This window comes from Micromonospora sp. KC723, from assembly GCF_004348595.1.
GTDB lineage: Bacteria > Actinomycetota > Actinomycetes > Mycobacteriales > Micromonosporaceae > Micromonospora.
Genome location: NZ_SMKD01000021.1, coordinates 1 through 18,878, shown reverse-complemented (window position 1 = coordinate 18,878; position 18,878 = coordinate 1). Strand labels below are relative to the sequence as shown.

Annotated in this window: 14 protein-coding genes; 3 read left to right on the top strand and 11 right to left on the bottom strand. The window is 69.9% G+C overall.

Annotated elements, in window-relative coordinates; genetic code table 11:
• Positions 1 to 11 precede the first annotated feature (11 nt).
• On the top strand, positions 12 to 833 hold the full coding sequence (locus tag E1165_RS07660; RefSeq protein ID WP_132389137.1) for an NAD(P)H-binding protein: 822 nt from the start codon (positions 12 to 14) through the stop codon (positions 831 to 833).
• 439 nt (positions 834 to 1,272) lie between these two features.
• Here the strand turns inward: E1165_RS07660 and E1165_RS07655 are convergent, their stop codons facing one another.
• Positions 1,273 to 1,530 carry a hypothetical protein gene (locus tag E1165_RS07655; RefSeq protein ID WP_132389135.1) on the bottom strand — a complete coding sequence of 86 codons (258 nt, stop codon included), beginning with the start codon at positions 1,528 to 1,530 and terminating at the stop codon, positions 1,273 to 1,275.
• A gap of 571 nt (positions 1,531 to 2,101) precedes the next feature.
• On the opposite strand from E1165_RS07655, the gene E1165_RS07650 reads away from it, so the two are divergent.
• Positions 2,102 to 4,660, top strand: coding sequence for a tetratricopeptide repeat protein (locus E1165_RS07650; protein ID WP_132389133.1), 2,559 nt, complete (start codon positions 2,102 to 2,104; stop codon positions 4,658 to 4,660).
• 264 nt (positions 4,661 to 4,924) lie between these two features.
• On the opposite strand, the gene E1165_RS07645 is transcribed toward E1165_RS07650, so the two are convergent.
• The 10 genes from E1165_RS07645 to E1165_RS07600 form a co-directional block, all read right to left on the bottom strand.
• The gene (locus tag E1165_RS07645) at positions 4,925 to 7,552 is read right to left on the bottom strand and encodes a hypothetical protein (protein WP_207916714.1); all 2,628 of its coding nucleotides are present in this window, start codon (positions 7,550 to 7,552) and stop codon (positions 4,925 to 4,927) included.
• A 279-nt stretch (positions 7,553 to 7,831) separates the two neighbouring features.
• On the bottom strand, positions 7,832 to 8,578 hold the full coding sequence (locus E1165_RS07640) for a cyclopropane-fatty-acyl-phospholipid synthase family protein (RefSeq protein ID WP_132389129.1): 747 nt from the start codon (positions 8,576 to 8,578) through the stop codon (positions 7,832 to 7,834).
• 283 nt (positions 8,579 to 8,861) lie between these two features.
• On the bottom strand, positions 8,862 to 9,689 hold the full coding sequence (locus tag E1165_RS07635; RefSeq protein ID WP_132389127.1) for an SDR family oxidoreductase: 828 nt from the start codon (positions 9,687 to 9,689) through the stop codon (positions 8,862 to 8,864).
• A 204-nt stretch (positions 9,690 to 9,893) separates the two neighbouring features.
• Complete coding sequence (locus E1165_RS07630; protein WP_132389125.1) at positions 9,894 to 10,328, bottom strand: VOC family protein; 435 nt, start codon at positions 10,326 to 10,328, stop codon at positions 9,894 to 9,896.
• Between the two features lie 215 nt (positions 10,329 to 10,543).
• Positions 10,544 to 11,530 carry a LysR family transcriptional regulator gene (locus tag E1165_RS07625; protein WP_132389123.1) on the bottom strand — a complete coding sequence of 329 codons (987 nt, stop codon included), beginning with the start codon at positions 11,528 to 11,530 and terminating at the stop codon, positions 10,544 to 10,546.
• 56 nt (positions 11,531 to 11,586) lie between these two features.
• The gene (locus E1165_RS07620; protein ID WP_207916711.1) at positions 11,587 to 12,180 is read right to left on the bottom strand and encodes a nuclear transport factor 2 family protein; all 594 of its coding nucleotides are present in this window, start codon (positions 12,178 to 12,180) and stop codon (positions 11,587 to 11,589) included.
• A 333-nt stretch (positions 12,181 to 12,513) separates the two neighbouring features.
• The gene (locus E1165_RS07615) at positions 12,514 to 14,277 is read right to left on the bottom strand and encodes an amylo-alpha-1,6-glucosidase (RefSeq protein WP_132389121.1); all 1,764 of its coding nucleotides are present in this window, start codon (positions 14,275 to 14,277) and stop codon (positions 12,514 to 12,516) included.
• 32 nt (positions 14,278 to 14,309) lie between these two features.
• A complete protein-coding gene (locus E1165_RS07610) occupies positions 14,310 to 15,128 on the bottom strand; it encodes a carbohydrate ABC transporter permease (RefSeq protein WP_132389119.1) in 819 nt (272 codons plus the stop codon).
• Positions 15,125 to 16,099: a carbohydrate ABC transporter permease gene (locus E1165_RS07605; protein ID WP_132389117.1), complete on the bottom strand. Its 975-nt coding sequence runs from the start codon at positions 16,097 to 16,099 to the stop codon at positions 15,125 to 15,127. Before E1165_RS07605 ends, E1165_RS07610 begins: the two co-directional genes overlap by 4 nt.
• Positions 16,100 to 16,110: 11 nt before the next feature.
• On the bottom strand, positions 16,111 to 17,352 hold the full coding sequence (locus E1165_RS07600) for an extracellular solute-binding protein (protein WP_132389115.1): 1,242 nt from the start codon (positions 17,350 to 17,352) through the stop codon (positions 16,111 to 16,113).
• A gap of 336 nt (positions 17,353 to 17,688) precedes the next feature.
• Here E1165_RS07600 and E1165_RS07595 point away from each other — a divergent pair, with 336 nt between their 5' ends.
• Positions 17,689 to 18,699, top strand: coding sequence for a LacI family DNA-binding transcriptional regulator (locus E1165_RS07595; RefSeq protein WP_132389113.1), 1,011 nt, complete (start codon positions 17,689 to 17,691; stop codon positions 18,697 to 18,699).
• Positions 18,700 to 18,878 lie beyond the last annotated feature (179 nt).

Here is an 18,878-nt window from a genome sequence, read left to right as displayed (position 1 = left end):
GCGTCGTCGGTATGACGATTCTCGTGACCGGAGCTACCGGTACCGTGGGCCGCCACCTCGTCGCGCAGCTGGCGGCCGCCGGACATCCCGTCCGCGCCCTGACCCGCCGCCCGACGGAGGCCGACCTGCCCGACGGTGTCGACGTGACCGCCGGCAACCTCACCGACCCCGACAGCCTGGTGGACGCGTTCGCCGGCGTCACCGCGGCCCACCTCATCACGTTCGGCGACAACTACGCCCCGCTCAAGGAGGCTGACCGAATCGTCGACCTGGCGCGGCAGGCGGGCGTACGCAAGGTCACGGTCCTTCGCGGCGACACCACCAAGGGCCCTCTGGAGGAGGCCGTAGAGGCCAGCGGGATGGAGTGGACCCACCTGTCACCTGTCGAGTTCATGTCCAACACCCTGGAGTGGGCCGGGAGCATCCGCGCCGAGGGGGCCGTCCACGAGGCGTTCCCGGACGCGAAGAGCGCGCTGATCCACGAGGCCGACATCGCCGCGGTCGCGGCCGTCGCGCTCACCGCTGACGGACACGCCGGGCAGGACTACTGGCTCACCGGCCCGCAGGCGCTGACCGTGCCGGAGCGCGTCGAGCGGCTCGGCCAGGTGCTCGGCCGCGAGATCCGGTACCTCGAGCTGACCACCGACGAGGCGGTCGCCCGGTGGCGCGGAGAAGGGCACTCCGACCAGGACATCGAGTTCTTCCTGACCATGCGCACCAACCCGCCCGAGGTCGGCTACACCGTGTTGCCGACCGTCGAACAGGTCACCGGGCGCCCGGCGCGGACGTTCACCGACTGGGTACGCGAGAACGCGGCGGCCTTCCAACCCTGAGCCCGTTCGTGACCGGGGCGTCCGGCGAGTAGCAGGAACTACTCGCCGGACGCCCCGGCACGAAAGCAGTGACGACCACGCGCGCCTCCGAACCCCGGCGGCTCGGCGCTCCGGAGATCGGCCACGCAGTGTGCTCACTGACGTCCGCCGGTCAGACCGGCTGTGTGAACCCTGACCGGTGAGCGTCACCCCGGCACCGTAGTGGCCCTTGTCGGCGGTGGTGGTGCCGGGAGTCACCCGCTGGATGATCACCAGCAGGCCTCCGGTCAGGTTGGTTGCCATGAAGGCCGTACCGTTTCCGGCCGCAAACCTGCTTGTCGGCGACGTAGGCCTGGTGTGAGCTCGAGTACCCGGGCACACCGGTCGTCGTTGGCGGTGTCCACGATCGAGCCGGGAAGTGCCCGGGTGCCGAGCGTGTCGCTGGCGATCCCGGTCAGCTCTACCCCGGCAGCGTTCCGGTGACCTCCAAGGCGTTGGTGGCGTAGTGGTTCCACGAGCCCGACCAATCGGTGCCGGAGGGCACGGCCGCCTGTGCCGGTGCAGCGGTCAGCACGGCGCCGACCAGCGTGGCGGCCAGCAGCGCGGCGAGGGTCGCGATCCTGCGCCGCCCGGGTCGGAGGGTCTTTGGCGTGGGGCCTTTCTTCCGGGTGCGCCGTACCACCGCGGGCCTGCGAATTGTCACGTGCCGGTGAATCATCAGGTGTTCCTTTCTCGATGGGACGGGCTGAGGCCCGCCCATGGACAGTGGCACCCGTTCGGACCGGATCCGGCGAATTCTGGACCGGGCTGGACGCCGCTGGACGTGGGGTGATCGCCGCCGGCGCGTCCGGGTAGAGCCTCCCGTCGGAAGGCGGGACCCGTGAGACGATCCCCGGTGATCAGCCGCCTGCTGCTCGTGGCAGCGGTCTGCCTGGGCAGCTTGGTACTCGTGCCGGCCGACACTCGGCTCGACCGTCGGCCACCCTGTGGCTTCGGCCTCAACGGGCTGACCTGTAACGTCGGCTGACATGGAAGCGGCGACGGCGCCGCCGGGGGCGATCCGCCCTCGGCGACGGCGTCGCGGTGTGGCTACCCGATCGCGCTGCCAGGACGCTGGATCGCCTCGGCGGGAAGTCATGATCCCCTTCTCCTCTCAGCGGGGCAAGCGATTACCAGAGTCTGGTGTGGATTGACGGATATCAGTCGCGTGCTGTTCGTGCCCGGGAGCTTGAACTACCCTCCCCGGTGTCAGCGCCCGAGCCGCCGGGCGGCCGGCACGCGGAGGCCGCATGTCCGAACAACGGGTACGTCGCGACACCCGACCGGCTTGGGCGTCCGAGGCATCCCGTTCCACGCTCGTGGTGGTCCGCGAGGCCGCCGAGGTGCGGACGGTGCATGATCTGGCGGTTCTGCTGCGCCAGCTACGGCGCCGCCACGCCCGGCAGCAGGGCGACACCCCGTTGACGTACCGGCAGTTGGCGGCGAAGACCGGCTGGTCGCGGGGTGTCATCGGAGAGTACTTCGCGGGAAACATCCTGCCCCCGACCGAACGCTTCGACATCCTCACCGGGTTGCTCGGCGCCACCGGGGTCGAGCAGGGGGCGCTGGCCACCGCGCGTGACCGGGTCGAGGAGGGCCGACGGCACACCGGTCCGGCCGACGGGCACGGCGGAGCCGAGGTGGCGCCGGCTCAGGCGAACACCCCGGCGGCAGGTGCCGTCCGGGCGTGGGCCTCCGTGCCGCACCAGCTACCGCCGGCCCTGGCGAGCTTCGTCGGCCGCGCCGCGCAACTCGCCCAGCTCGACGCCGAGTGCGGCGGCGACAACGGGTTGCCCTTCGCCGGTACGAACGGCCCGGGTGGGCCAGCCCCGACGAGCATCGTGTTGTCGGGCACCGCCGGGGTCGGCAAGACAACCCTGGCGGTGTACTGGGCGCACCGGGTGGCCGAGCGGTACCCGGACGGCCAGCTCTACGTCAACCTGCGGGGATTCGACCCCACCGGTTCGATGATGACGCCCGCCGAGGCGGTACGGGGGTTCCTCGAGGCCCTCGACGTACCACCCGAACGCATCCCCACCCACCTGCCCGCGCAGGTGGGGCTGTACCGGAGCCTGCTCGCCGGCCGCCGGATGCTGGTGGTGCTGGACAACGCCCGTGACGCCGACCAGGTCCGCCACCTGCTGCCCGGCAGCCCGGGCTGCCTGGCGCTGGTGACCAGCCGCAACCGCCTCGCCGGCCTGGTCGCCGCCGAGGGGGCCCGGCCGATCACCGTGGACCTGCTCAGCGTCGAGGAGGCGCGGCAGCTGCTGGCCCGACGTCTGGGAGCCGACCGGTTGACCGTCGAACGGTGGGCCGTGGACGAGATGATCGAGCGGTGCGCCCGGTTGCCGCTCGCGTTGGCCGTGGTCGCCGCCCGAGGCATGGCTCATCCCGGGTTTCCCCTCGCCACCCTCGCCGCCGAACTGCGGGAGACGCAGCGCCTACCGGGCACGTTCGACAGCGGCGACGCCGGTACCGACGTGCAGGCGGTCTTCTCCTGGTCGTACCAGAGTCTCACGCCGCCGGCCGCGCGCCTGTTCCGGCTGCTCGGCTGCCATCCAGGGCCGGACATCGGGATACCCGCCGCCGCCAGCCTCGCCGGGCTGCCCCGCGATCAGGTGCACCGGCTGCTGGCTGAGCTGGCCAACGCGCACCTGGTCACCGAACACGCGCCAGGCAGGTTCGGCGCGCACGACCTGCTGCGCGGGTACGCGGCCGAACTGACCGAGAGCAACGACTCACCCGAGGCCCAGCGAACGGCGATTCGGCGCGGCCTCGACCACTACCTGCACACGGCGCACGCCGCCGCACTGCTGTTGCAGCCCGGCTGGGATCCGATTCCGCTGGCCGCTGCCGAACACGGGGTGCTACCCGAGAGGATCTCCGACCACAGCGACGCGCTGGCCTGGTTCACCACCGAGCACCGCGTCCTCTTGGAGGTGGTCACCCGTGCGGAGCGCGCGGGGTTCGAGGGGCACGCCTGGCGGCTGGCCCGTACCCTGGTGGACTTCCTGCAACGCCGGGGCCACTGGTGCGACCTGGTCCACTCTCAGCAGACCGCCCTGGTCGCGGCGCAGCGGGCGAACGACCCTTCCGGGCAGGCGAGCGCCCACCGCGACCTCGCCCGCGTGCTGGCCCGGGTCGGTGAGCCGGAGGCGGCGGAGGAGCACTACCGCGCGGCGCTGAGGCTCTTCGGCGAACTTGACGACTACACCGGGCAGGCACGAACCCATCGGGCGTTCGGCGCGATGCTGGATCGGCTCGGGAGACACACCGACGTCCTGTACCACGCGCAACGGGCCGCGGATCTGTATCGGGCCGCCGGTCACCTGTCAGGAGAGGCCAGCGCGCAGAACGGGGTCGGCTGGGCGTATGCCCAACTCGGCCAGTACGGGCCGGCGCTCGAGCACTGCCGGCAGGCGCTGGTGCTGCTGCGCCGGACCGACGACCGGCACGGCGAGGCCAACACCTGGGACAGCCTCGGTTTCATCCACGACCGTCTCGGCCGCCATCGTCGGGCGGTCCGTTGTTACCACCGGGCGCTGAACCTGTTCGTGCAGATCGGTGAGCGGTACGACGAGGCGGAGACCCTGACCCGGCTCGGTGACAGCCGATGCTCGTTGGGCGATCGGGCGGGTGCCGTGCGCACCTGGCAGCGGGCGCTGCGCATCCTCGACGACCTCGGCCATCCCGATGCCGAGGGGCTCCGCGACCGGCTCGCCCGCACCGCCCGGCGCAGGAGACGGGAGTTCGGGAACAGGAGAACCCAAGCACGGTGGCCGACGGTCCGGCGCCGCCTGGTGCGGTGAACCAGAAGCCCGCTGGCTGACGGGTTGCCGCCCCGACGGCTCCTGCCGGTGATGGGCGAGTTCACCTCGATTCGGCGATCGTCGACTGACGGTGGAGCGCACACAGGCCACTCTGTGGCACATGACCATGGCCGGTGCCATTGGATCATGGAGGACGCGAACCGCCTCTGGGACGGGCACGAGGCCTCCGGTTTCAGGTTCTGCTGGTTCGCTGAACCATTTACCGGAGGCCTCGCCTGGTATCAATCTCCGACACTTTCCGGGCTAGCGCACGCGTGCTCCGCGCCCCACGACGTCGATGCCGTCAAGCGTGAACGTACCGCTGACGACGCGCACCGTGACTCTGTGGTGGCGTTGCGGCAGGCCGCGCAGCCAGTACGAGGTCTGCCTCGTGCCGACGGTCCCGACCTGCTCAGTGCGGGGCGCCTGGTTGTCGATGCGGACCTCCAACGTCGCCGAGCCGGTGGCCCCGAACAGGTTCAGCCCGGTGCCGGTGAAGTCGAGCGCCAGTGACTGGCCGGCCACCAGCACATGTTGGGTGCGGTTGAAGTGCGCAAACCCGGCCTGCTGGAAGGAGAATCCGTCAGGGTAGGCGATGCGGGCGTCGGCGTCATCGACCTTCTCGGACTTCCAGGCGTGGCCCTTGACCGGCGTGACCGCGAGGTTGTCGTACCGGGTGTTGTAGTACCCGCTCACCAGCGCCACCCGGCCAGCCAGCACCGGGTTGACGGAGGTGTCGACGTGCGAGGCGAGCCGGACGCCATCGAGTGTCGCGGTGATGACGTTCTCGCGAGCCTCGACGGCAAGCGTATGCCACGCTCGGGCGTCGAACTCGGCCACGACGCCCGACGCGACGACGCTGTCGAGCTTGCGCAACTCCCAGCGGCCGTCCTCGTGGACACGGACGGCATAGGTAGCCTGGTCGCCGCCGCGGGCGTAGACCTGCCGCACGCCCAGACCGGCGAAGTTCGCCAGCGTCGTGTCCCGGTCGACGAGGTCGAGCCGGAAATCAACCGTTGCCGTGTAGTTGGCCCACCGGTGGTCGCCGAGGACGGTCGACGGCGCGGCCGTCGACGGCACGTTCTGCCGGCCGTCGCCCCACACGTTCCACAGGTAGCCCCGGTTGTCGGCGTGGTTCTGCTGCTGCAACACGTGGCGATGCCGGCGGTCGCCGGTCGCGACCACCTCGAACGCGCCGTCCTGGTCGGCCGTGTACCGCGGGGTGCCGGCGCGGCGCTCGAGGTAGGTCATCCGGCGGCCGCCGACCATGGTGGTCGGGTAGTCGTCGTACTCGAAGTTGTCGCGGTAGGGCAGCTTCAGGATCTCGTCGCGCGCCTGCGGTGCGAAGTCGCCCGGCCGGTACTCCGTCGTCGTGCCGTGGACGCCACGCGGCAGCGTGGACAGGGTGAGGATCGAGTACGCCGGCACCCGAACGCGGTACACGTCGTGCTCGACGCCGTCGATGACCTCGCCGCGCACGGGGGCGTAGTAGCCGATGTTCTGGAAGTAGTTGGCGTCGTACGGCTCGCCGGCGTCCGGGCCGCGCGTCTGCCAGGCGAACAGCGGGCGGCCCCGCTTGCCGAGGTCCGCCACCTTGACCTCGAAGTATCGATCCGTCCGGGTGTTGTTGGCGTGTACCTGTGTCCACTGCGGAGAGCCCTCGCGGCCCGCAGGCGTGCGCGCCGTGAGGACGGTACGGGTGGAGGTGTCGACGTTGGTGCCGCCGTCGCCCTTGGTGCCGTCGCCACCGGTGGCGCCTTCGATGTACTCCCAGCCACGGTCGATGAACTGGTGGAAGTGGCGCACGGTGACGAGTCCGACGTCACCCTCCCAGTACCCCGACCACGGGTCGGAGGCCCGGATGAGGTGCTTGGGGGAGTACTGGGTGCCTTCGTACATGGCGCTGACGGCGGGCTGGAAGAGGAACGTCGTCATGTGTGCCGGGTCGTTTCCGGCCCCGCTCCACCGGTAGGCGTTGATGAACCGGTCGGCGATGTCGGCGGCGGACACGGTGCCCCCGACGCCACCCCTGGCCGGATCGGCGGCGAGGCGGTACTGCGGGTCGATCATCGGGGCGACACCCTCGGAGTACAGGATCGGCAGGCCGTACTCCTTGTTCAGTCGGGTGACATTCGGGCCACCCACGATGTCGTAGTGAAAGCCGAGGGCGTCGATGTTCGCCAGTGCTTCCGGGTTGGCGAGGATCCGCCCGGCGACGTTGTTGCCGTCCCGGTAGGAGTCGAGCGCGACGATCTTGATCTGCGAGTAGTCGTAGCGCGCGTCCGGCGCGGCGGCGTCACGCTGGAGCCACTTGGCGAACTGGATCGTCCAGTTGAGTTCGGACACCTGGTAGGCGGCCTGGCGGACCTCGTTCTGCGCCGGGCTGATCCAGTCGAACTCGACGCCGAACGTGTCGTGGGCGGCGTCGATCGTCTCCTTGTACCACTGGTACCGCTTGACCCAGTCGTTGCCGGTCCACGAAGGCTCACCCCACCGCAGCGCCTCGATCTCGATGTCGGGGTTGATCCTCAGCGCGTCAGCGATGAAGTGGAACCCGGCGCCACGCAGCACGTTCGCCGGCTCGGCGGCGCTGCGCTTCGTCGCCGGCTCGGCTCCGGACGAGCTGTTGCTGTCCGCGCCCAGCTCGACCTTGATATGCGTGAGCCCCGCGCCGTCGACCGGGTCGAAGAGCATCCGCATGATCTTCCAGTAGGCCCGCGGGTTCTCCTCCTTGTAGTCCAGCAGCAGGTTCGACGTGTTGTTGCAGGAAACCGATCCAAACCCGCCAAAAACGTTGTACGCCGCGCCGGCCGGTCGGCGCTCGACATCACCGCCGTCGACCACGAGCTCTCGCCAGTTGATCGACGGGTCATCCAGGCGCAGCTCGGACAACCTGGATGCCGGCGCCGCTGCGGACCCCGACCCGTACGTGGACACCGCCACGGCGGACGGCGCCAGCGGCCCGACGGACGCAAGGGCCAGCACCGCAACGGTCGAGGCGGCGAGGATGGACGCCCGTCGCCGCCGATGCCCAGGAGAGACTGTCATGGGCGAATCCCTTCCGTGAGGGTGTGATCCTGTCGTAGTCCTCGCCGGCACGCAACGCCGTGTTCACCTGCGTGACGAGACCGGGTGGCGTCAGGTCGTGCTCTGCGATCTGACACTCGGCGATCAGCGCCGCATCAGGGCGAAGACGCCCCACCCGAGGTAGCGCCGCTGGTAGCGGACGTACCTCGACGGAGCGGTGCTCAGCTCGGCTCGCAACCGTTCGGCCAATTCGTCATCCGGGTTGGCGTCGAGCCACGTGCGGACCGCCAACCATTGCGCGGCGACGTACCGATCCCAGCTGTCCTCGTCGGCCAGCACCATCTCGACCAGGTCCCAGCCGAGCCCGGCGAACAGCTCGACGAGTCCTGGCAGGTCATGATAATCGCTCCTCGCCGACGCGGCGGAGCCCTCGACGGCCGCCTGGTCGGGCGGGTCCTCGCGCCAGAAGGGCTCGCCGATGAGCAACAACCCGCCTGGGCGCAGGCTGCTTTCGAGCAGGGCCATCGTTCCCCGTACACCGCCACCTATCCAGGTGGCGCCGACACAGGCGGCGACATCGACTGGTGCTGAGGCAACGTGGTCGGCGGCGTCTCCGTGCAGGAATGTCACTCGTTCGTCGACACCCAGCTCCGTCGCGCGGGCCTTCGCCCTGCTGATGAAGACGGTGCTGATGTCCACACCGGTGCCGGTGATGCCACGGTCACGGCTCCATTGGCACAGCATCTCCCCACTGCCGCAGGCCAGGTCAAGCACCGTCATACCTGGACGAAGGCGGATCGCCTCCGCCAACGTCGCGAACTTCTCGTCGGTGAACGGGTTGTGGATGCGGTGGGTTCGTTCACGGATCGTAAAGCTACGTGGAAGATCCACTTTTGGTGTTCCTCGCGTCTTCGATGCGGGTGGTCAGGTGGTCGGACCGAGCTGATGCACCGGACGCGGGCATGAAACGCACCTCCAAGGAAGACGTGAAGCCCGCAAGGTAGCCGCTTCGGTGCCCGCTGTCGATGGATTTACCGGGACTTGCACCGCCGCGAGGAACCGCGTCGCTGCCGACGGCTGTCCCACGCCATCCTGGACGGGGCGGTCGACCGCGACCGGCTCACCGAGACCACCGCGAGCGTCAAGGGCGGGCGAAGAGCCTTTGCGCGCCTGCTTACGCCACGATGTGATGACCTGCCTTGATCACCTGGTCGAACTCACCGCGCCGGGCGTCGTAGACGGGTTTCAGGAACGCCTCCGAGTCAGCTCCGATCGGCAGCCGCAGCGGCGGCGGGTCCATCTGACCGAGCCGCCAGACCACGTCGGCGAAGAGTTCGGGGGAGTTGATTTCCGCCTTGGTGTTCATGCCGCGCACCGCGCCGAGCATGCCGTCGCTGACCGGCGTGTAGTCCGCGATCCGGCGCTCCGGCAGCACCATGTTGGCGCTGTAGCCGGTGGCGAAGCCGCCCGGCTGCAAGATGGTCACCTTCACCCCGAGGTGCCCGGCCTCGGCGGCCAGCGACTCGGCCGCCCCCTCCACCGCGAACTTGCTCGCGGTGTACGCGGCGAGCCCCGGGAAGGGAACCATGCCGGCGACCGAGCTGACGAAGACGGCGTGCCCGCAGTGCTGCGCCCGCCACAGCGGCAGCACCGCGCGGGTGAGCCGCCACGGCCCGAAGACATTGGTGTCGAACTGCGCGGCGAGCTCCGCGTCGGAGACCTCCTCGAAGGTGCCGAACTGTCCGTAGGCCGCGTTGTTGACCAGGACGTCGACGCCGCCGAAGGCGTCCACCGCCCGCTCGACGGCTGCCGCGCACTGCTCCGGATCCCGTACGTCGAGGGCGGCGGCCACCACGTTGTCTGGATGCCGCGCCACCAACCCGTCCAGGGTCTCCGGCCGCCGGGCTGTCGCCACCACCTGTTCGCCCTCGGCGGCGAGCCGGGCCGCGAGAGCCTGACCGAGTCCGCTCGAACACCCGGTGACCAACCAACGCTTCGTCATCGTCCTCGGCCCGCCCTGTCCGCTCAGTTCTTGGCGATTGCACACTGTCAGAGGTGGTGCGCAGGGTGAAGAGGCATCGACTGTCGTCAATCAGACTTGTCAGGTATTCGGCACGCTGAGGGTCGGTGACCGGGCGGGGGCGGATAGTCGGCCGCGACTCGGGCTCGCGAAGGTGTTGATCCGGGTGAGGGTCGAGCTGGCCACTCAGTCGAGACAGAACTCGTTGCCCTCGACGTCCTGCATCACCAGGCACGACTCGTTGTGGCCATCGGCAGGCAGTAGCCGCACGCGTACCGCGCCGAGCGCGACCAGTCGTGCGCATTCGGCCTCAAGCACGGCCAGCCGCTCCTCACCCACGAGCCCGGCGCCGACCCGCACGTCAAGATGCAGCCGATTCTTGACGACCTTGCCTTCGGGTACGCGCTGGAAGAACAGCCGTGGACCCACACCCGAGGGATCAACGCAGGCGAACGCTGAACCCCGGTGCTCGGGCGGCAGCGCGCGATCGAACTCGTCCCAGGTAGCAAACCCCTCCGGTGGCGGCGGTACGACGTACCCCAACACCTCGCACCAGAAACGAGCGACGCGCTCAGGTTCTGCGCAGTCGAAGGTGACCTGGAACTGCTTGACCGACGCCATCGGTCCACCATAGTCCGCGGGGTCGTTCGTCGTCTCCGCGGGCGCTTAGCAACAGTCCATCCTGGCCAGGGCGTTGTCGACCGGGGCCTGGCCCATGTGCGGTGCTGCGTGTTCAGGTCTGCTTTCCCGTGGGGTAGCTCGCGACGCCCAGCCGGTCCGCGCCGCCCGACCACGCGACTCGTCCGCCACTCATCTGAGGTCGTCGCGCCCGGACCTCAGTGCCGAGCACGCCGAGTCGGCCCGTCCACGCTGTCGGGCGGCGGGTCGACGACGGAGGCCGAGTCGTCCTGGCAGACGGCGCTCGGGTCCGGCCCGTCTCCGTCATCGGCCGGTCGCGTCAGCAGGCCGTGGAGAAAGGTGGTGAGGACCTCCCGGTGGTCGTCGGTTCGCCAGGCGACGGCCAGTTCGGCCGGTGCCAGCCCGGTCACCGGCCGGCAGGCGACGCCGGGCCGCCGGTAGAGGCCGACGTTGCCCTCGGCGAGCAGCGCGACGCCCAGTCCGGACGCGACCGCCTCGAACACCTCGTCGGGCGAGGTGGCCTCACTGCCGATCACCGGCTTCCGGCCGTCGCGGGCGTCCGCCGCGAGCCAGAAGTCGCGCAGCGGCCCGGCGGCGTGCGGAAGCGCGATGAAGGGCTCGACGAGCAGGTCGGCGAAGGCGACCTCGGTATGCTCGGCCAGCCGGTGGCCGGAGGGCAGGGCCACCCACCGGCGCTCGCGGGCCAGGACCCGGGTACGCAGTCCGTCACCCGGCACCGGCAGCCACACGAACGCGACGTCGCTGCTGCCGTCGCCCAGCCCGGCGGTGGGATCATGCCAGCCGACCAGCCGCATCGACACTGTCCAGTTCTCGGTCAGCTCGCGGAACCGTTGCAGGGCCGGCCGTTGCAGGTTGCGTCCGACTGCGGTCTGCATGCCCACCGTGAAGACGCGTCGGTCCGCCAGGGCCCGGGCGGCTTCGAACCCGCGGGCGAACGCGGCGATCGCCGCGCGGGCGGCCGGTAGGAACGCCTCGCCCGCCGGTGTCAGCCGTACGCCGCGAGTCCCGCGACGGAACAGGCGGAACCCGAGTGTTGTCTCCAGGGCCCGGATCTGCTTGGACAGGGCCGGCTGGGAGACGAACAGCCGCTCGGCGGCCCGGGTGAAGTGCAGTTCCTCGGCGACCGCCACGAAGTAGCGCAGCTCCCGCAGATGCGCGTCCATGGCCCATGGCTATCACAGCCGGGTCACATGACCTGCCGTGAGACCGGGCCCACGGTTCACCTGTCCGCCAAGCGGTCGGGGATCGGCGCGAGCGGATACACGCGCCAGAAGAAGGCGTCGGCGGCGTGCTGGTCGCCGGGGCAGTTGATCGCTTCGGCGATGCGGCCGGTGGCGATGCGGAAGGCGAGTGCCCAGGTGATGTCCAGGCCCGCCGGCTGGGTGCTCCAGCCGCGGTGCAGATCGACCACCCAGTCTCCGTCGGCGGCCAGGCAGATGGGGTCGGCGCGGAAACCGGCGCGGGCGAGCTGGGCGAAGAAGGCCAACACCTGCGTGACGCCGACCTTGACGCCGGCCAGTGGGTGGTGGCCGGGAATCGTCCACCGGACATCGGGGGCGAGGAAGCGGCGCAGCGCACTGAGGTCGCCGGCACCGTACGCCTCGTAGTACGCGCGGATGAGCCGGACGTTCGGATGTTCACCACGGCTCGGTGCCGCGGTCGCGGCGCTGCCGGTGGCGGCCGAGATGGTGGCGCCGGCAACGCCGAGGCCGGTGGCTCGCAGCAGATGGGCGCGGGAGACGGAGCGCTCGGACACAGGGAGCTCCTCCAGGTCGGGGTCGGGTGTGGTCATCGTGCCGGTGCGGTCGGTCATCCGACCAAGACATGCGCGCATAACCACTGGTTATGACGAGAGGTCTTGGCACTGCGGGCGCTGGTTGGCCTCGGTCCGAGTACGGACGAGGGCGTCCCCAGGTGGTGAGACCACCTGGGGACGCCCGAACGCAGCGGCTCGGTGTGGCGGACCCTGACGTAGCTGGCGCCCCCGAAGCCGGGCGGTTTCTCGGCGGAGAAGCGGACCGTCTTCCGGCGGGCGCCGAGCGGGACCGGATTGGTCAGGTGCCAGAAGCCGTTGGCGTGGCAGGCGAGCCACCGAGGTCGCGGGCACCGGACGCCACGACGGATGCCGCAGCCGCCAGTCGTCTGATCATGGCGTTGTTCCCTCTGGGCGAGGAGGTTGGACACCGGCGCCTGCCCCTGGGCGCCGGTGCTCGTAGGCGGCGGCGAGGATGAGGTAGCCGCTGGCCGTCCAGGTGTAGGCGCGGTCGCGCAGCCCGGCGCCGGTGAGGGCGTCGAAGTTCTCGGCGAAGCCGGACTGTTCACACAGGGCCCGGAACCGGTTGCTGACCTCGTCGGCCAGCCCGGTGAAGCCGCTGCGGCGCAGGCCGTCCTCGATGAGGACCGTCGCGGGGGCCCAGATGGGGCCGCGCCAGTAGCCGTCGGCCTGGTAGTGGGGCGAGGTTGGCAGTTCGGTGGCCAGGCCGTGCGGAGTCAGGTGCGACTTGATCCGGTCTGCCAGGACCTGCCGGATGGGGTCGGGTAGTTCGTCGGCGAGCACGATGGGCATCAGGTCCAGCAGGCTCGCGCTGGTCCAGGCGCGCCGGCTGCCGGCGGCTCGGGTGACGAACTCCTGCCCGGTCCACAGCTCCAGCAGCGCCGCCCGCATCTGGTCGGCCTCCTTGGCCCAGGAGGAGGCCTGGTCGGCGCATCCCAGGTGGCGGGCCAGGTCGGCCAGCTCACGCATCTGGAGTACGAGGAAAGAGGCCAGATCGGCCGACTCGACCACCCGTTGCGGGTCGAACGTCGTGGCGTTGTCCCAGCCGCTGTCGTTGCCGTGCTGGTAGTGCGCCAGCGCCTGTCCGGGGACCCGGCGGGCGGTCAGCCAGAAGCGGGTCCAGCACTCCAGCCGCCGGTACGCCTCGAGCAGCTCGTCGTGGGTCAGGACGGGGATGCGCTGGCGGAGCCGGCGCAGAGCCCAACCGTGGATGGGTGGTTTGACGAAGTTGTAGAGCACCTCGGAGTGCGTGACGGAATCGGGCAGGGCGCCGGAGGTGTCCTGGTGCTCGAACGGCAGGTGGAACTGGTCCCATGCCAGGTCAGGCAGCCCGGACGCGAGGGCGAGCGCGTTGAAGCAGTGATCCCAGCTCCACACCTTGTCCATCCAGTGCTTGGACATGAGCACGGCCGACCGGGTGACGAACCCGGCGGGACGTACGGTGGCCGACCACAGCACGTAGGCGGCCAGCTCGGCGGCGGGTGTGTGGTCGGTGCGCCAGGGTGCCACCGACCCTACGAACTCGGCGAAATCGGTGGCCGCCGCCTCGGCGACCCGGTCGAAGGCCAGCGTCACGCGGTACGGCGGCCGGGCGTTGTCGTACTCCTCGATCGCCACCTCCCACGCGCCGCTGTCGGCGAGGCTGATTCCCCGATCGGCCGTGCCGAGATCCTGCGCCCCGTCGACGGTGACGGCCGGACCGGAGAGCACCGTGATCCGGTAGCGTCGGCCGGTCTCGTAGAGGGTGAACAGGTACGAGCCGTCGACCGGGTCGCGCAGGAAGTACGCCCCGGAGAACGGGGTCAGCACGGGCGCGGCGGCGACGACGCGCAGACCCAGCCCGGCGCCGCGAACCCGTACGGTGTCGGCGGACTCGTAGGCGAGCTCGATCCGGCCGGCGGCGTGGGTCCACGTCAGCCGGGACGGCACCGCCGTGAGGCTGGCCTCCACGCGGTTGCCGCCGATGTGCGGGACGAGCCGTAGCACCGGGTGCAGCCCGGTCTGGTGCGACACGAGGTGTACGTCGTCCGCGTAGGTCTTCTCCGCGATGACCGGGGAGAAGTCGAACCAGGATCCGCGGTGGCTGAACGGGATGTCCCGTACCGAGAACTGCGGACCGGGTGGGGCGACGGGCATGGTGATGCTCGCTTTCGCTGGTTTCGGTGGGTTCAGTCCTTCACCGCGCCGCTGGTGACGCCGGTGGCGATGTAGCGCTGCGCGACGACCAGCAGCACGGCCGCGGGGACCGACGCGACGACGGCGGTCGCCATGATCGCGTTCCACTGTTGGTTGTTGTTGCCGATGTACTGATAGATGCCGAGGGTGATCGGCCGGAGACTACCGCCGCCGTTGAGCGTGGACGCGAAGACGAAGTCCGACCACGCCCACAGGAACGCGAACAGCCCGACGGTGATGCTGGCGTTGCGGCTGACGGGCAGGATGATGGACCAGAACGAGCGCAGCGGCCCGGCGCCGTCCACCGTGGCCGCCTGCGTCATCTCCTCGGGGATCGCGGACATGAACGCCTGGTAGATGAGCACTCCGAACGGCACGGCGATGGTCGCGTCGGCGACGACCAGCCCGGGCAGGGTGTTGAGCATGCCCAGGTTGAGGTAGATGGCGTAGAAGCCCATCGCCATGATGATCCCGGGGATCATCTGGGCGACGAGGAGCACGAAGTTCACCACGCCGGCGCCGGCGGGTCGCAGCTTGGCCAGGGAGTAGCCGGCCGGGGCGGCGATGGCCAGCGTGAGGGCGACCGTCCCGAGCCCGACGAGCAGGCTGGTTCCCAGGTAGGGCAACTGCTGGCCGAGGACGGCGCGGTATCCGTCCAGCGTGCCGTGGACCGGGAACCAGTCGGGTGGGCTCTTGCGCATGTCCTCGTCCGGGGTGAACGAGACGTTGACCATCCAGTAGACCGGGAACAGCATCAGGGCGGTCAGCACCAGACCGAGTCCGGTCTTCCACCAGGGGGTTGTCCGCCTCATGCCGTGCCTCCCTGCCGGCGCTGTACGCGGATGTAGACGAGCCCGAACGCCACCGCCGCCACGATGAGCAGGTTGCCCACGGCGGCGCCCGGTCCGAACTGCGGCAGCAGGCTGCCGAACCCGAGCTGGTACGACCAGGTGGCGAGGGTGGTGGAGGAGTCGGCCGGGCCACCCTTGGTCATGATCCAGATGATGTCGAAGACCTTGAGCGTGTACACCAGGCCGAGCAGCAGGGTGATCGCGGACACCGGGCGCAGCAGGGGGAACGTCAGGCGCCAGAACCGTTGCCAGCCGGTGGTCCCGTCCAGCGCCGCGGCCTCGTAGATCTGTGGCGGTATGCCCTGTAGGCCGCTGTAGAGCAGCACCAGGTTGAACGGGATGCCGATCCACACGTTGGCGATGATCACGGAGACGAGGGACCAGTCCGGCGAGGTGAGCCAGTTGACCGACCCGAAGCCCAACGACCGCAGGAGCGCGTTCACCACGCCCGCCTCGCTGTTGAGCATCCAGGACCAGGTGGACGCCGAAACGATCAACGGCAGGAGCCACGGTACGAGGAAGAGCGCCCGGAGTGTGGCGGACAGGCGGAAGTGCTGGTGGAAGAAGACCGCCAGCGCCATGCCGATGCCGAACTGGCACACCAGCGAGGCGGCGGTGAACACGACCGTGTGCGTCAACGCCGGCACGAACGTCGGGTCGCCGACCACCTGGCGGAAGTTCGTCAGGCCGATGAAGGGCGCGTCGCCCTGCACGAACGAGCGCACCGTGTAGTCGCGCAGGCTCAGGTCCAGGTTGCGGTAGAGCGGGTACGCGTAGAAGGCGAGCAGGTAGGCCGCCAGCGGGAGCAGGAAGGCCCAGGCCGCCCACCGTCCCGTGCCGCCTCCGGCGCGTCGGTGGCCCGGGCGGGCCCGTGACGGGGTGGGCGTGGATGCCCCCCTGTCACGGGGCGCCGTCTGTGTCGCGGTGTTCATCGTGGCGTTCGCTACTTCGCCGCCGACTGCGCTTCGGTCATCGCGGCCTGCGGGGTCTTCGACCCGCTCAGCGCCGCCTGCACGGCCTTCCACAGCTGCTCGGAGATCTTCGGGTACTTCGTGCCGAGGTTGTCGCCGGTGCGCCCCTTGGCTGCCTTGACCGCGTCGACCCACACCTTCAACTCCGGGTTCTGGGCCACCTGGGTGGTCTGCACGACCGCGGTGGGCGCGATGTACGACAGCGTGGTGTCCGTGGCCAGCAGGTTGTCGTTGCTGGTCAGGCAGTTGACGATCTTCTGCGAGGCGGCGTACCGGTCGGTCTTCTTCTGCACCGGCAGGGTGACGAACTCGCCGCCGGTCGGCGCGGGCGCGGTGCCGCCGTCCCTGGCCGGGATGGCGATGATGCCGTACTCGAAGCCGAGCTTCTTCGCGTTGGCGAGCTGCCAGGTGCCGTTCTCGGCGAAGGCGTAGTCACCGCTGGCGAACTCCTGCCAGCTCGTCGTCTGGGTGTTGTTGATCACCGAGTTCGGGGCGTGTCCCTGCTTCAGCCAGTCGGTCCACAGCGACACCGCCGCGACACCCTGGGGGGAGTCCAGGGCGGTCAGCTGCGCTCCGGAGCCCCAGAACCAGGGCAGGAACTGGAAGCTACCCTCCTCGGTGCCGATGGCGGAGAAGGTGATCCCCTTCTTGCCGGCGGCGGCCACCTTCGTCAGGGCGGCGTTCAGCGCGGCCCAGTCCGTGATCGACGCCGGGTCCACACCGGCGGCGTCCAGCACCTTCTTGTTGTAGTAGAGGGCGAGCGTGTTGGCGCCGATCGGCACGCCGTAGGTCTTGCCGTCGATCTGGCCGGCGCCGAGCAGGTTCGGCTCCATCGCGGACGTGTCGAGTTTGGTCTCCTCGGTCGCGCTCAGGACCCCGGCCTCGGCGAGCGTGGACACCACCGGGTTGTCCACGATGAGCACGTCGGGCGAGTTGCCCTGCTGTGCCGCGAGCAGTGCCTTGTTGGTCAGGTCGGTGGTGTCGTAGCCGGTCCGGGTCACCGTCACCCCGGCGTCGGTGCCGCACTTGGTGAGCAGCTTGACCCAGTCCGAGCTGCCGTCGAACTGCGGGTACGGGTCCCAGATGGTGTACGTCCCGCCGGCCGCGCCGGCCGTGCCGTCGCTCGACGACGAACACCCGGCGGCGCCGCCGACCGCGACCAGAGCTGCCAGCGCTACCCCGAGGGCGCGCTGACTCGTACCAGACGATGTCACGATCTATCCCCTTGTCGTGGTTGTCGGGAGGCTGCGCCGTCGGGACAGGGGCAGCAGGCCTACCGTCGAATGGTTGATCATCGAATCGGTTCGCCGAATCGGTTCGACAGAACATAGGCCTGCTCCGGACCCGGGTCAAGAGGTGTTTCCACCTTCCGTACCCTCGACTGAAACCCCGTCGTAACCCTGGTTGTCCGATTGACGGCAGTTGGCGCGTGCGATAGCCTGGTCGAATCGGTTCGCTGTGAACAGCGACCCGAGGACGGGCCGCGCCGGACCCTGCGCGAAGCTGCTACCGGCACCGACGGCAGCGAAGCGATTGGTGAGGAGTGCGACATGAACATCGGGGAGATCGCCCGGCGGGCCGGGGTGTCCCGCAGCACCGTCTCGTACGCGCTCAGCGGCAAGCGGGTGGTCTCCGAGGAGACCCGGCGGCGCATCCAGGCCGTCATCGACGAGCTGGACTACCGCCCCAACGCCGCGGCCCGCGCCCTGAAGGAGGGCCGTACCCGCACCCTCGGCCTGGTCATACCGCCAGCCAGCCTCCGTCTGACCGACATGCAACTCGGCTTCGTGGCCAGCGTGGTCGAGGCAGCCGCCCGATCCGACCTCGACGTACTGCTGTCTCCCTCCGGCGGCGACCACGACCGGTCCTTCGAACGGATCGTCTCCGGCCGCCGGGTGGACGGCGTCATCCTCATGGAGATCCGCCTCGAAGACGAACGTGTCACGCGACTACAGCAGACCGGCGTACCATTCGTCACCATCGGCCACACCGCCAACCCCGACGGCACCTGCTGGGTGGACGTCGACTACGCCACCCTGATCGCCCGCTGCGTGCACCACCTGGCCGATCTCGGTCACCGCCGCATCGCCCTGATCAACCGCTCCGCCGAACTGGTCGCCTCCGGTTACGGCCCGGCTCAGCGCGCGCTGGGCGGCTTCACCGAAGCCATCGCTCAGCGCGGCCTGACCGGAGTCGACCTCTGTTGCGCCGACGACGCCACGGCAGGCGAGGCGTGCCTGCGACAACTCCGCGACGAACACCCGGACATCACCGCGATCGTCACCATCAACGAAGCGGCCCTGCCGGGCATCCAACGCGCCCTCGAACAAGCCCGCATCGCCGTACCCGGAGACCTCTCCATCACCGGCGTACTGGCCCGCCACTGGGCCGAGGACTTCCGCCCGCCGCTGACCGCCGCCGACGTGCCGACAGAGATGGGCACACACGCCGTCGACCTGCTCCTCGAACGGATCGCGACACCCGACGCGCCGCCCCGGAACCTGCTGTTCACCCCGCCCATCTCGTTGCGCGGCAGCACCAGCCCCGCTCCGCGCCGGTAGGCCCGCCACACCCGCCACCGAATGCTCCTGCGGTGGCAACAACACTTCCATCCGCTTTGGGGCGGGCAGCCCGAACGCGTGCGGCGTGCGCGTGGTCGGAGCGTCCCCCACATGGCGGGCTACGCCGGGGGACGCTCCGAACGGCAGAGGAACCTACGAGGCGGTGCAGGTGGGGGTGG